The sequence below is a fragment of the Bradyrhizobium ferriligni genome, assembly GCF_056837965.1.
The window spans coordinates 12979-27317 of sequence record NZ_JBXEJO010000029.1 but is presented as its reverse complement, the minus strand read 5'-3'; the positions used below and the strand labels follow the sequence as shown (position 1 = coordinate 27317).

Sequence of the window (14339 nt, the reverse complement as noted above, 5' to 3'; positions counted from 1 at the left end):
CGCTGCGAAGCTTGGGCTTGTGCACCTATGCCGTCGGTTATGCACTCCCGGCTCGCGTGGATGATGCCGACTGCGGCTCAGATTCTTGGTGCCTCAGGATCTGTTCTATTTCCCGGCGCCGCTGCCAGTAGACTGTCAACGCGGGTTCGGCGCGAATTTGACTCTCGATGGCGACGAGCGCTGCCCAGAAGGCACGCGGGGCAGCATTCAAGGCGCTGTGATTGATCCTGCGCAGCAGTGTGGCTTGCCGGTACGTATCGTCCTTGGCGCTGGTAAGTGCTTCCGTCCATTCATCTAGGCTACCATGACGTCCCGCGGTGATCTTCTCGCGAACGACCCTCACACCGACCCATCCACCCAATCCGAGCGCGACCGCGGCAACGATCGTGAGCACGGCCACGATCGCCCACGTCAGCATCGGCGAAAGCCGGCCAATCTCAAGGGTGAAACCGCGATCGAAAGTCAAATTCCGATTGAGCGCCCACGCTATCAGGAGCCCTCCAACAGCCGGCAACCCGAAAAGTATCGTAAAGCCGATCGCAAGGCGTTTCACCTGGGTGACTTCGGCCATAAATGCTTTCGCGGCAGCCACTGCGCCGTCGCGCCGGATGACCGAGCGATATCTGAACAACAGCGACGCCACCGCGATCAGAAGCAGCGCAACGACAGACCACAGCAGTATCACTTCCAAATTGTCAGAAACGAAATCGACGACGAGCTTGATCCAGTAGCTTGCAAATACCAAGATAGCGCCGGCCGCAACAACACCGAGGCCCACCAACGTCGTCTCGACCATATCCTCATCGAACATCGATAGAATTAGCCGCCTGATGCTCAACCTGGTTTTTCGTGTTGGCCAAGTGCAGAGCGCATACAGCCCGATGACGGCTCCGTCCCACACCATCGTAACTGTTACCAAAAGAGCGAAAAGAAACTTCAATGTCGGCCCACCCCAGAGCCACCCATAGAGAAGAACAGCACCGGGGATGTAGAGATGACTGATCAAGCCTAATCCGAGGAGTTTTGCCAGAAACGACAAGACGAAAACCGCCACCATAACCAATGCGTTTCCGAGCACCACAAGCGCCAACGAGATCCCGGACCTCACGTGAAAAATAAACAGCGTCGCTGCAAACAAAGTCACGGCAACGGCCGTGACCGTCCAATGTATCGAAATGTGATAAACGATCTCGTAGTAGAATAGCGCCGTCTCCAGCATACCGGCGGCCAGGTGGACGGTGCGCAGCCACAACGCGATCAGTCCGAGGGTCGAACCGATGAAGCACAGCCACGCACACGCGTAACACCAGCGGGGCCAGAGCGCCGGTGACGATCGGATCACAGACCAATAGCCGAATGCACGCGTCAGGAAGACATTCTCGGCCAGATCGAGCGCCAGCTCGTAACCCAGATTGGACGGACTGAGACGAAGCCCTTGCCGACTGGTCAAGATGATCAGCGCCTGTCGGCGCGCCCATTGAACTTTCGAGTGCAACAAGCGGTCGAAGACGATGTCCTGCTCGTTAAACGGCGGCAGATTGACGCTTGCCCATAGCATCTTCACCTGCGTGATCGGGTTGCCGTTCACGACAAACCAGAGGATCGCCTGGACACATTGAGCGACGAGGCCAGGCAGTGGTGCAAATGTCCTACCATTGTATGAGCGGACCACTTTTGATGCGAACTCGACGCGATCGGCTATGCGTCTTTCCTGCTCGGCCCGCGCCGCTGCTTCTTTGCTACCAACCTGCTGCTCGACATTGGAAATACTTTGGCTGATCGCAGAGACGGCCAGCGAGCTGGACGCATTCGAAGTCAGATGAATGATAGTTTCCTGCCAGCGCGCTTCGTCAATGTGGGTCAACCAGTCGACATCGCCACCATTCTCATCGATGTAGCGCGCGGTGAAGTACTCCTGGTAGCGATGATGTGTGAAGCCGATGCTGTCGTCGTCCTGCTCAACGACTTCGAACACGCCGCACCGTAGCCCTGCCTCGAGGACGGCCGACGATCCGCCATCGCGCGGCTCCAGCAGTTCGGCCACTGCGGTCCGTGCAATGCTGGTGCCGCGATCGCGAATGCTGATTTCGTACGCAATGCGCGCCCACGCGGAGAAGACCGCAGCCGCCGTGCCAACAGGTCTTTTCAGCTGTTCTAGCTCGGTCGCATACTCGGCAAACTCGGCCTCGAAAAATAGATCGAGCATTTCCTTCCTGGATTGAGGCCACGCTTGCTGCACCTTGAGGAAGAAGATGAACAGATGAAGAAATTGCGGAACGCAAAGCGTCTGCAGCCAATCGTCCGAAACGACCCTTTCGTAGAGTTCCTTTTGATGAATCCGACGATTGTCGACGAGCACGTTCGACTGTCCGTAATTCTTTGCGATAAAATCACGGATCTGAGCGTCGTCGAACGGCAGCAACACGATCTGCCGATGCACGAATTCGGGCGAAAAGTCGTTGATGCGGCAGGAGAAGATGGTCTTGATACGATTTTGATGAGCCCCGGCAAAGTCGCTGAGCACCGAGATGCGCTCACCGTATTGGGTACGGCTCATCTCGTCGATTCCATCGAAGATGACGACAAGTCGCTTGTCCCGGATAAGCGCATCCAGATGCGGTCGCAGGGCTGGTGAGAGCGCATTTGCGATGACGGCACGTACATCTTCCGCATTCGGAATTCGCCGCGGACAAAAGCCGCCGAGTCTGAGATAAACTGGAACGAGGGGCGCCCGGCTGCCCGGCTGCGCCAGTGCGATGTCCTTGGCAACCTCGCGCAACGTCATGCTCTTGCCGGTACCTGGATCCCCGAGCAAAACCAGGGGTTCGCGGGCCCGCATCAGCTCACGAGTCACGTTGCGAATGATTTTGCTGCGGCGGTCGACAATCGCCAACTGTGCGTTGACGAGATCGCCCCCTCTGCGCACGTCCGACACCAATCTGATGATGCGCTTGACCTGTTGCACATAGCCTCGACGCAGTCGGCCTGTGTCAACGGCATTTGCGGATGGATCGACCGGTACCTCCGCAGCATCGAGTGGCAAGTAGGATCGATTCTGCTTGACCATGCTGTTGACGAAATCGGCCAGATAGTCGCTCACCGCCTGTATACTGGGCCCATCATCGGCCCTCTCAGATGGCGCTCGACCTCCTCTTAGCGACTCGACGTGGATCGGCATGAGACCGTACGTCGTTCTCCAGGCTTCGAACGCCGGATCGCGCACAAGCTCGCCGATCGGCGTAGCTTCCAGCTTGCGAGCGCCATAGGCTGGATCGACTACTCGTATGACGCCCAGGAGTTGATGATCCGGCTCCGCGAATACCGCGGTGCCAGAAAAACCGCGCCATAGGTCCGGATGAATCGGAACCGAGTCGGCAACGTCGATATTGAGCCGATTTGCTCTCACCACAAAGCTGGCGCGGCCTGTCAGGAGACGATCGTCGTTCGTTCTGCCTGTCGCCTGCGCTTCGGGAAACCCAACCCCAGTGCAGGCCACGGCCGTTCCCGGCTGGATCGTGGCGAAACGCAGGGGTGACAGCGATGAAGAGAGCTGCTGACCCGGGTCAAGCTCGATGAGAGCGATATCAACGTCGTCGTTGTCACGGACCCACACCACTTTTGCAGTAAGCGCCTCGGGGGGCGCGGGGGCACAGTCCGTGGGCCATTCAGGTACAGCCAACGGCTTGAGAGAACACGCCGTGCCTATGGCACAAGGATCGACGACGTGGGCGCAAGTCATGACCAGGCGCTCGGTCAGGAAATAGCCGCTGCCGTAGCTTCCACTTGCGAACGTGATATCAACAACACGCTGCAGATCCATCGGAACGCACTCGATCTGATGCCGACGGGCGCACCAACTTATTTTATAGAAGTCCACCTGAACCTAGTTTCCCGACCCGCCCCGGCGCGACGCCCGAGCGCTTTTCGGCGCAGCTGTCCGAATGCGTCGCCGATCGGAACAAACTCGTTTCGCATGGAACGCTTCCCGAGCAATCAGATAAGAACTATTTGGTCGAAAAACGGGTAAGGAATAGCATGGCGCCTGAGAGCCGTCGAGCGGCGAACAGCAATCGGTTGTAGCAGCCGTCGCGGCGAGCCTCGGACTTTCCGGACTCACAGAATTTGTCGAGCGGCTTCGCGGCCCTTTGGACTGAGGGCCGGCGCCTTCCGAAGGGGGCCGGGCGGTACCGGCTGGCTCGCCGGCGCCGCATGTTCTTGTGTGTTAGCTAGTAGCGCGAAATCTCATCGTGTGAATGCTGATCGAAAACGCCCCTCATCGGCGTCGTCGTGCCCCCTTCAGCTTGTTGATTTCATCGAATTGAGACGATGGGCCCCCACGCCGATCATGGTTGAGACCCCACGCCGAAACACATGATAGCTACCCCAACGACCGATGAACTGCGCCGTCTAATCGAGCTCGCTACGGCCTGACGGTTTCCACGTGTAGTATCGCCGGCACGGATCTCGGCGAAGGAATGGTCGGCAACGGCCACACGGCCGGCCCCTGTCCCCCGGTAATTGCGGCCCCGCTCAGCGTGAAGCTGAACGAAACCTTGGGAAGCTCTTGCGTCAAGGCTTGGCTGTGCCGCTGGACGCCGCAGAGGAGAGGTGATTCATTACACATGCCGCTCCACGAACCGGATCAATGGTGTCTAGTGCCGCGACGACGTTTGTCCCGTTGGGAAACTCTGTTCGGATAGATGCTTGTCTGCAAACCCATCGTTGGAGCCATTGCCACTGCAAATGGCGATCGAGAAGGAAGCATTTGCAATTTTGGGAATCGTCCTGCCGCGCGACGGCGCAACCGCATAAACACAGGGATACGCCTGTCCAATATCGGGTTGGGCTCGGTTCGATGACGACGACAGCGTCGAGCAAGTCCGGGTCGTGTCACCGAGCTGGCGCCGGTGCATTGCCCGGGCAAGCTGGAAAAGCCCTTTCGCAGTACTTTCGTCCGCTGTGTACCTATTCCGAGTAACAGTCGTTGATTTCCCGCCCAGGATGAGCGATCATCGAGCAATTCAGATCCGCGGACAGTGCTTGCCGCCCTCAGCGTCGTTTGACGCCGGGCGTGAACTTTTTGACGTTTACAATTTTGAATATTCATTGGGAGGCTGCAATGGCCGATGAGACGGAGCGTTGGTGCTTTGCTTGGTTCAAAGACAAAGCCCCTACCGATGGCAATGAGAAAGCGGCGCTCGTCAAAGACAGCAAATGGCAAAAGGGCGATGAGATACGGATCAGTTTTCTCGACGGAACCGACGAACAGAAGGCCCTGGTAAGAAAGTTTGCATCGGAATGGATAGCGCCTGGGATGGCGAACCTGAACTTCTCATGGGTACCAGCGGACGGCGATATCCGTATTTCGTTCAAGTATGACGGATCCTGGTCGGTGATCGGCACGACCTGTCGGCAGGTTGCAAAAGGCGAGCCGACGATGAACTTCGGTTGGCTCGCCCCAGGGATTACCGACGAAGACGCCCGAGCGGTGATCCTGCACGAGTTCGGCCATGCGCTTGGACTGATTCATGAGCACCAGAATCCGGATCAGCCGATCAAGTGGAACAAGCCCGCCGTCATCGCAGATCTATCCGGCACGCCCAACAATTGGGACGACGCCACGATCGAGCACAATATGTTCGAGACTTATCCGCCGAATGAGATCGCGGGAACCAAGCTCGATAAGGACTCGATCATGATGTACCCGATCCCGGCCTCCTGGACGATCGGAGGGTTCTCGGTGGGCTTCAACTCGAAACTCTCCGATGCAGACAAGAGGTTCATCAAGAAGCAATACTGATGCCGCTGGCCGATCGTGCGCTCGTCGTGGGTATCGACAGATACCCCGGAATCTCCGCGCTTTGCGGCGCGGAGAATGACGCTAGGGCGTTCCATACCTGGGTGACGTCCGTCGGAAAGGTGGAAAAACAATACACGCTATTGCTCACCAGTTCTTCCTTCACCGCGGCAACCAATGCCGATGACGAGCGGCCTGCCAAGGAGCAGATCGAGCGCTTTTTTACCGATATCGACAACGCCGCCGAAGCGAACAATCAGGCCGGACTGGGACATCAGGCCGGCCGACGCCTCTGGATGTTCTTCTCGGGGCACGGCCTCTCTCCGTCGCTGGACAAGTCCGCGGTATTGATGGCGAACGCCACGTTGAAGCGCGTCCATAGCATTGCCGCGATGCTCTGGGCCGACCGGTTCTACGAAGGCGGATGGTTCGACGAAGTCATTCTTTTTCAGGACGCCTGCCGGACTGCGATGGCGGACGTCGAATTGACGCCTCCATTTCTTCGCAAACGGCAGGCCGCGATCGGTCGGACCCGTCGCCGCTTCTATGCTTTTTCGGCCAAGGACCGCCTGATCTCAAAAGAAAAGACATTTGGAAACGGCGTGCACGGCGTCTTTTCCGCGACCTTGATGCAGGGACTTGGGGGAGACGCACGAGACCCCAAAACCGGCGCCATCACCACGGCGCAGCTCAAATTGTTCTTGCAAGACAACATGAAAAAGCTGCTCTCCGCAGCAGAGCTGGACGATGATGAAATTGCCAAGATGCCGGAGGTATTCGATCCCGACCCCTTCGATATTCTTGCGGCGGCACCTGACTGGAACGCGGCCGCCACGTTCCCCGTCGAGATTTCCATCGCCAATCCCGGCGCAAGGATTTGGATCGAAGGATCGGGTTTTGCCACGGTCGCCTCAGCCGATCAGGCTCCGCCGGTATGGTCGGCGGCGTTGCCACGCGGCTTCTATAGGGTAAGGTATGGCGGAGCAGAACAAACCTTCGAGGTGACGGGGGCGTTACAGGCAGACGGCAGCCCGGTGATTAAAGATGTCTCCATCTAGCGATCCACCGAAACTCAACACGCTCACTGTTGAAGCTTCCGCTCCAGCAGAGATTTCCGTGCTCGACGGCAGCGCGAACATCGTTGCCCGTGCCGTGGGGCGCTTGAATAGCCCACTGGCTGCGGACATCTACAAGGTTCGGGTTCGCGTCGGTCCGACGCTTGAGGAAAGAATCGTCGCCCTCGACAGAGATCAAGAGCTGAAGATCGCTGCTCCAACAGATCTCTACTCGCCCATACCGCTCGCGAACACAAGCCGCTCGCACGACAGCCACCAGGCAACGGTGCGGCGTGTCAGTGAGAACCTCTCGCAAACCCTGGGAACGGGAGCGTCGATCCTGGTTGTCGCCCGTGCCTGGTCTCGTGCTGGCAACTCGGCTTCGATCAATCCGGCGGAGGGTCTAATCTTCAGCGACGAGGCCGCCGGCATGAAGCTGGATCTCTCTAAGATCGCAAAGCGCGAGACGGATGGCGATCCGATAGCCGCCTGGTCGGCTGCGGTCGCGCCGGGATCGTATCGATTGCAGCTCGCCGGTGGTGTCACCCGCGCCATTTTCGCGACCCGCAATCTGCAGACGCAGGTGTTTTTGCTGCAACGGACGACTTCGACTTACGGACGGTCCGAGAGCGCGATGCTCGACATCGAGAATGCGGCGATTTCGATCTCGCCGGGACAATCGTTCGATCCAGGCAGCGACAAGACCTGGCTGGAAGAGGTCGCGCGCTATGCATTGACGCAAAAGAGACGGATTCTGTCCGACGACGTGCTGGATCAGATTCTGAACGCGAAGTTCGAAGCCCCCATGCTCGGCCTCCTGGGTGCGCATCTTCTGCTTCGGGACCAGCCCGACAATTTGGCCGATTTCGAAACGGTGACCGGAAATCTTTGCGGGATTCTCGGCAGCGACCATCCGGATGTGCGAGCGCTTTGCCTTGCGCGCAAGACGCCTTTGCCGGGGGTGCCCCGGCATATCACCTCACCTCCGATGTTGCGCGCCAGTTGGGATCTCGCCGTGGCATATAGCCTGGTCGAGAAGGATGTGTTTCCTGAAGATTCCGAAGCAAGCCGAATTTCGACGCTCGTGTTGCCGGGCAGCCCCTGGCTTATGTGGAAGGTGTCATCCAACACTGAGGGAAACGTCGCTGCGGATCAGCGGTTGGAGGAGACCTTGCGGGATTTCTTAGCAGCGAGAGCTCGCGCCGACCAAGCGCGATCGAATGCCGCGAGCCCCGTTCTTACCCGGTTGAATTCAGCGTACAGAACGCTCACTCACGGTCTCAATGTGGTCCGCGGCACTGCGGCGACGGTTCGAGACGCAATGCCGGAATTAAGCTTGGACGATAAGGGCGAATTGACCAAGATACTGGGTGTCCCCGCATCGAAACTAGATTCGATGCTGCGTAAGCTCTTTCCTTGAATAGGCCCGTCTACGAGGCACGCGGCGAGGGATGGTCTTTATCCTTCCAGCGCCGCGTGGGAAATGGCTTTGGCGCCAATCGCGGCGCACTGCCGCTCTACGTCCTGAAACAAGAGATCGACACGACAGACGTCTTGGTGCCCTTGCCGGCGGGAGAAGATGCCTGGATAGCCCTTCAGATTGCTAAGTCTGTGCGCGCGCGGGGGAATGCGAGCGACGGACGCCGACTGCGCACTGCAATCCGTGACCTCCCATCGTGGCGTCTATTGATGGTTGACGGCGTGGAAGATGCGAGCGGAGTGCAATCGCTGAGTTCGTTTCCCCTGGCTGCAAACCCGGCAGAAATCTCTTGGCCGCTTGTATTCGCTATTGAGTGCTCGAATTCGACTTGCCGCGTACGGGCACAATTCGTCACTGGACTATTTTACAGTGAACTCAGCGGTCTGCCAGGGCCAACAGCAACCTTGCCGCGAGACGGATTCACGGGACGGCGGCTGCCGTGAGGAAGGCAGTCTTTAGGAGCGACGATATCCCAACGTCCTGAACGCCAGTTCCGGACCTACCGTGCAACGACCGTGGAGGGCCTCGCGGAGACGATCCCTATACCGACCATCGATTTCCACGCTGACCGAGATCGAAGGGTCGCCAGACAGAATCTTGAGACTGGGGATTGATTTCACCATCTCACGGATATTGTGCTGTGCGCCGCCGGCGTTTGCGACCATGAGATCCGAGCTGAGACAAACCACCAATTTCTCTTTCATGGAAACCTCCACCCCGCCATCAACTTAACCGATTCTCCTAAAAGGGCTTTAACGCCCTTCTGCGGCGAAGGGGGAGCCGGAGCCTTCACTTGCATGGTCTAGCCCGACGGACACGCACATGTTGAAGAACGCACTTCTGACGTATTCGGTTCGATCCTGCGAACGAGGCATATTTAGATACTCCTTGTCCTGCCCAAGTGCAACCGCAAGGGTGCCGCACGCCAGCGGCGCCGCAAACGAAGTGCCTGAAACTGCTGCATGAATTCGATTGCTGCACTGCACCAAAATGCCTACGCCGGGCGCGATCGCATCAACCTCTGCTCCGCAGGTACTATTGCACCACAGATAGATCTCGTCCCCGGAGGGAGCTGTGCCGCTGCTATGGCTGTGCTTGCGATCATACGCCACCAGGGTCCCCGCTTCTCCCCATTGCGAACTTCCGAACGCGGTAATGGCGATGCAGCTTTCGTGCCGCGCTGGAAAATAAACCCGCTGCTCGTTGGGGTCGTTGCCTGATGCTGCAAAGATGGTGACGCCCAATCGGCTGGCGGCTTCGATAGCCGCAAGCACGCCTTCATCTTCGAAGGGCTCGCCCCAACTGAGATTGATCAGATCAACGCCAGCTCTGACCAGGAGGTTGATCGCGACCTGTGCGCGCTGCGAGCTTATCGCATCCGGATAGTCGTCGTGCGTCGCATCAGCAAAAAAAATCTCGGCACCGGGGGCGACCGACATCCACTGTCGCGCCCTTTCACTCCGGTCGCCCAACACCCGGCAGACGGTCTCCCCGTGTCCCGCCGGCTCCAGATCGTCCCTGTCTTGTTGCTCCGCTCCAGCAATCTCGTGGACATGCAGAATCCCTTCGGCCTTCGCGAACCCGGTATCCACCACTCCAATCTTGATATTGGCCCCTCGGCTCAGATTGCTCGCGTCGACTCCAAGGCACCTGAGCCACCACGCCGGTTCTTCGATATCCGGCAGGCGTCTCATTGTCACCGAGCCGCAATCCTCGATGTCTTCGCAGTAGGCCGACCAAAATCCGGCTGCTCTGGCGAGAAGAAACTCGAACGTCGCCAATGGCGGGACTGTGAACGATACCAATCCGCGTTCATCGCACATCCCCGGCAAATCCACGACTTCGCCATCAGGATCGCTGATCCTGACAAAGACTTCCGCGGCTACTGCGTTGCCGCCCTCGTCCTCGACTGCGAAATTGATTTCATTCTCGCTCATGCACGGTCAGTCCTCAGACGCAGGCGAACGCTGCGGTAATCGCAAAAACGGGTTGGGTCGATACCCTGGAAACCGACACAGTCGATGCCCTGGAAACCAAAATAGTTGACTATGAACATTCGTCGCTTGCGACGCCTCACCCGCAAACCGCAAACGCCAATGTAAGCGACGACTTGCACCGGTCTCGAGCAAGTCCCTGAAAGCCCCACACTTACTCAAATGTGGGCTCAACTACAAGACGAGCCAAGCAACAGGCGTCACCTGGTGTTCGCAGGGCCACTCTTCTCGCAGGCCCAGCAAAGCGCGGATCTCAGAGCCATCGCGCTATCTGTGGAAAACAATACCCGATGCTACCGACGCCTCGCGTTGACCGCATGCCCCCATGACCACATCACCTCGTTCCGGCCTGCTCAAGCGTGACCGTCTTGATCGTCCCGCCGCTGCAGTGCGCGCCTTACAAGTCACTTCGGTCCCGCTTGGCCAGCAGGGCGCGCAGAAGGAGCGGCCCTCGCTCTACACGCTGGTCGACGAGATCGCCTCCGCGACGCCGGGACATTCGCCGGTCGAGAGCTGGTAGTGGGTCAGTTTTATTTTGGCAGGGTTGGGGCTAGTCTGCGCGAGGCTCCGGGCCCATATTAGTCTGATGGAAAAGGACGTATGCGAAACGAGGAACGCTGTCGGCCAATGGCTGGAGATCGGCCTTGCCGAGGCGAAGCTATTGCCCAATACAGCCCTCAAACGCTGCCCTAGCTGCAAGGGAGCGGTCTACATCTATCCCGAGCCCGAACAGTTCGAGCATGTACAGGCGCACACTGGATGCCCAAGGTCTGGCTATAACTACGGCGGCACTCCGTCGACGCACCCGCAGGCTCTCGAATGACCCCAAACGCCCTGGAGGAAACTGCGAAGCCGCAAGAATTACCCACATGGGTCAGTTTTCAAAACTGACCCGTTTTCAAACTGACCCGCTACCCGAGAGCTCGATTGGCTTTCGCCGACTGCCGCGTCCAGCGATCGGAGGCGAAGAAAGGCCGCTTAAGCCCCTCGAGCCCGGTTGCCGGAGGGCGGACATAGGGCTAATCAGTGTCGGGTGACCCGGCAGCGGAACACGAAGGGTCCCTCTCGAAATCCCTTCCGGACCCCATGACGCCGGCACAGCTCGCTGCCATCATCAGATTTCATCTCGGCGAGCTGGCTTCGCGCAACGGCCACCACGAGTTCGAGCACCTGTCGCGCTATTTGGCGCGAGCCCGCGTCTACAGCAACATCCTGCCGGCAAGCGGCCCGGTCGGTGCCGGCGGCGACCAGGGTCGCGACTTCGAGACCTTCGATACCAACGTCACGCTGCCGGCCATAGCAACATTCAAGAACCGGGCCTCAGATGGACCGGTGGCGTTCGCCTGCTCGCTGGACAAAAGAATCGAGCCGAAGATCCGCCGCGATGTGCGCACGGTTGTCGCCGGCGAACCGGTGCAACAGGTCGTCTATTTCTGCGAAAGCACCGTGCCGGTCGCAAGGCGTCACGCGCTGCAGGCTTGGGCGAGAACCGAATTCGGTCTGAAGCTCCAGATATTCGATGGCTCAGCGATCTCCGAGATGCTCAGCGAGCGCGACGTCTTCTGGATCGCGCAAGAGTTCCTTCACCTTCCGGCGGAGTTGATGCCCGCGGAGGCGGAACGGGCCGATTGGTACGCCGAGCATCTCGATCGCTGGCGCTCCCGGTCCCCGATGATCGTCAGCAACTCGGACTTCGCGGAGATAAAATGGGGTCTTCGCCACGCGACCTCCAGCGACGAAGCACGTCCTCGCCTTTGCTTTTGGATCGCGCTGATGGAACGCTTCATCGATCCGGCGGCACCGCGTCGCCTGCAACGGTTGGCCATCTACGAAGTCGCCGTCGCCCACTTGAGGGGCAAGGGCGACATGACATCGCAGCTGCCGCGCATCAGGGACTACTACGCCGACATGCATGAATGGCCGGCGATCTCCGATCTTCAGGATGCCGCAACGCTGACGACGTACGCGTTCGGAGGCTGGGCGCTGAATCAGTTCTCGGTCACCCCTGACGAAATGTTCGAATGGCGACGGCAAGTGCAGCAAGAGCTCGACAAGCAAATCCTGGAGGCGCCCGGGCACGGCCGCAAAAGCGGTCTTCTCTCGATCCGGGGCTTCCTGCAGATCGTGCCTGAGGGCGCCGGCGAGCCTCCGATCGATCGCGGGTTCGACGATTGGGAACAGATGCTCGATGAAGCCGAGCAGACGCCTCTGTTTCCCATCGAGGATTTCGTCGACCATCTGTCCGCGATAACGTCGCAGCTCGGGCGCCATCCTCGCTTCGAGGCGATCGCCGATCGTGCCGACGGATTGCTGGCGAAGCGTAAAGGACCCGCCTTCGCCGCCGAGAAGACCTTCGAGCGGGCCCTGACGTTCTACGAACAGGACGAGCTGCTGGATGCGATACGCGACCTGCACCGCGTGCACCTGCGATGGTTCACGGGCGACTCGATGGCCCGGTTTCAGAAAGTGACTTTCATCCTCGCGAAGTGCTACCTGGAGCTCGGGCTCGCCTACGCGGCGAAGAACGTGGCTCTTGCGGGAGGCTTCGTGTCCAGGCACTCGGACGACGCCGAAGTGGCGCATATGCTGCCCAGGCTGCTGCTCCTCGCCGCCGATGCCGACGATGGGGCCGGCAATTCGGTCTCCTTCGTGAATATGCTGCTTATGGCCATCGAGGCTCATTTCCGGCTCGATCCGGATCCGTTCGATCCCGAAAAGCATCCGTCGATACAGACCAACTTCGGCCAGGTCGCAGCATTGAGAGGACTTGCCGCGCGGTCCGGCCCCATGCATCTCGCGGCCATCGACGAAGCGCTTGCCGGCTGGCCGGAGCCGCTCCGCGAGCCTATCGTCGTGGCATCGACCGATCCGCAAGGTTTTTGGTCCAAGGGGACTTGGGACGAGGTCTGGTCGACGCTCGAGGAGAACTTCATCGATCGTCCGTTCGGCGATCTCGACGCCAAGCGCGCGGTCACTTGGCGCGCCTTCGGAGTCCGATGGACCGCCACGTTCGACAATGACCATCGCTCGACGAGGCTCGCCGAGGAATTCGTCGCCGAGTTCCAGACCTCGCTGGTCGCGCTGGCCGATCTCGATCTCTGTCTTCTGCCCTCGCGGATCGAGCTCCGGCTTTTGGTTACCCCAAAGGCGCGCGATCCTAAGATCGACAGCTTCGAGGACCTATCGGAGCCAGGCGGCGTGCGGTTTACGATCAAGCTCGCCGGTAATCCCAAGCCGTTCAAGCCGTCCGGCAGCGCATCGGCCACCCTCGCACTCGTCGCCGAGCTGCTCTCGCGAAGTTCGTGTGTTCCCACCGAGAGGCTGCTGACTTCGATGAAGGGCGGCCTGCTCGCCGCGGCGAGCCGGGTGCAGATCGCGCGGCCCTATCGCGAGCTCTACGACGAGTTCGTGGAGGCGCCGCAGTTCGACCGCCCGCGACCCGGCCCCTTCCAGGCAGAGCGGCGCTTCGAGAACCGGGAAAGCCCGCTCCTCGGCGCCAAAACAGGACCTGGGCCAACCTATTCGCACGAGGAATCGCTCAAGCACATCAGGATCCGTTACGAGAAGACGGCAACATGCATCGGGTTCACCGTGCGCGCGCTCATGGCCGATGCGGCCAGACGCGCCGCACTCGTCGCCTGGCACGAGGAGCGCATGCGCGATTGGGAGATACTGTCCATTCTGGCCAATGCCGCCAACAACATCCGCTACCCCATGCCCGAGGACGACGATTGGACGCCGGAACAGATCGAACGGCACCGGGCGGGATTTGACCTGATCGAGGACGCGGACACCGCCCTCGCCCCAAATCTATTCACGGACGAGTTGCTGCTTGCCAGCCGCCAAGCCTATCTGGTCGTGTATTTGAGATCGTGGACACTCGAAGTTCCGTCAGCCTCGAGCGATTTGAAGGCGATCGAGGCTTTCCTGATCGAACGCTATGGACTGCGAGGCGACGACGTCGATCATGCCGACATCTTCGGCTGGTCGTCCTGAAGCGCGGCCTGCAACCG

The 14339-nt window shown here is 59.5% G+C and carries 8 protein-coding genes; 5 read left to right on the top strand and 3 right to left on the bottom strand.

Annotated features, from left to right (window positions below; genetic code table 11):
- Positions 1 to 37 precede the first annotated feature (37 nt).
- On the bottom strand, positions 38 to 3820 hold the full coding sequence (locus AC1VNY_RS18630) for a trypsin-like peptidase domain-containing protein (RefSeq protein ID WP_482406283.1): 3783 nt from the start codon (positions 3818 to 3820) through the stop codon (positions 38 to 40).
- A 1299-nt stretch (positions 3821 to 5119) separates the two neighbouring features.
- Here AC1VNY_RS18630 and AC1VNY_RS18625 point away from each other — a divergent pair.
- From AC1VNY_RS18625 to AC1VNY_RS18615, 3 genes are read left to right on the top strand one after another with little or no spacing between them, the layout of a single operon-like run.
- Complete coding sequence (locus tag AC1VNY_RS18625) at positions 5120 to 5800, top strand: M12 family metallopeptidase (RefSeq protein ID WP_482406282.1); 681 nt, start codon at positions 5120 to 5122, stop codon at positions 5798 to 5800.
- Positions 5800 to 6855, top strand: a complete 1056-nt coding sequence (locus AC1VNY_RS18620) for a caspase family protein (protein ID WP_482406281.1) — start codon at positions 5800 to 5802, stop codon at positions 6853 to 6855. Before AC1VNY_RS18625 ends, AC1VNY_RS18620 begins: the two co-directional genes overlap by 1 nt.
- Positions 6842 to 8272 (top strand): hypothetical protein, encoded by a 1431-nt coding sequence (locus tag AC1VNY_RS18615; RefSeq protein WP_482406280.1) that lies wholly within the window; start codon positions 6842 to 6844, stop codon positions 8270 to 8272. The genes AC1VNY_RS18620 and AC1VNY_RS18615 overlap by 14 nt, the downstream gene beginning before the upstream one ends.
- A gap of 515 nt (positions 8273 to 8787) precedes the next feature.
- Here the strand turns inward: AC1VNY_RS18615 and AC1VNY_RS18610 are convergent.
- Both AC1VNY_RS18610 and AC1VNY_RS18605 read right to left on the bottom strand, forming a co-directional pair.
- Positions 8788 to 9036 (bottom strand): hypothetical protein, encoded by a 249-nt coding sequence (locus AC1VNY_RS18610; protein WP_482406279.1) that lies wholly within the window; start codon positions 9034 to 9036, stop codon positions 8788 to 8790.
- Between the two features lie 48 nt (positions 9037 to 9084).
- Positions 9085 to 10269, bottom strand: coding sequence for a S8 family serine peptidase (locus AC1VNY_RS18605; RefSeq protein ID WP_482406278.1), 1185 nt, complete (start codon positions 10267 to 10269; stop codon positions 9085 to 9087).
- Positions 10270 to 10651: 382 nt separating this feature from the next.
- Between AC1VNY_RS18605 and AC1VNY_RS18600 the strand changes: the two genes are divergently transcribed.
- Positions 10652 to 10846, top strand: a complete 195-nt coding sequence (locus AC1VNY_RS18600; protein ID WP_482406277.1) for a hypothetical protein — start codon at positions 10652 to 10654, stop codon at positions 10844 to 10846.
- A gap of 1019 nt (positions 10847 to 11865) precedes the next feature.
- Positions 11866 to 14322, top strand: coding sequence for a hypothetical protein (locus tag AC1VNY_RS18595; protein WP_482406276.1), 2457 nt, complete (start codon positions 11866 to 11868; stop codon positions 14320 to 14322).
- Positions 14323 to 14339: the final 17 nt, after the last annotated feature.

Bases quoted from the DNA above. Each gene is read 5' to 3' on its own strand.
- AC1VNY_RS18625 (WP_482406282.1), top strand. From the start codon at position 5,120: ATGGCCGATGAGACGGAGCGTTGGTGCTTTGCTTGGTTCAAAGACAAA.
- AC1VNY_RS18600 (WP_482406277.1), top strand. From the start codon at position 10,652: ATGACCACATCACCTCGTTCCGGCCTGCTCAAGCGTGACCGTCTTGAT.
- AC1VNY_RS18605 (WP_482406278.1), bottom strand. From the start codon at position 10,269: ATGAGCGAGAATGAAATCAATTTCGCAGTCGAGGACGAGGGCGGCAAC.
- AC1VNY_RS18620 (WP_482406281.1), top strand. From the start codon at position 5,800: ATGCCGCTGGCCGATCGTGCGCTCGTCGTGGGTATCGACAGATACCCC.
- AC1VNY_RS18630 (WP_482406283.1), bottom strand. From the start codon at position 3,820: ATGGATCTGCAGCGTGTTGTTGATATCACGTTCGCAAGTGGAAGCTAC.
- AC1VNY_RS18610 (WP_482406279.1), bottom strand. From the start codon at position 9,036: ATGAAAGAGAAATTGGTGGTTTGTCTCAGCTCGGATCTCATGGTCGCA.
- AC1VNY_RS18615 (WP_482406280.1), top strand. From the start codon at position 6,842: ATGTCTCCATCTAGCGATCCACCGAAACTCAACACGCTCACTGTTGAA.
- AC1VNY_RS18595 (WP_482406276.1), top strand. From the start codon at position 11,866: ATGCTCAGCGAGCGCGACGTCTTCTGGATCGCGCAAGAGTTCCTTCAC.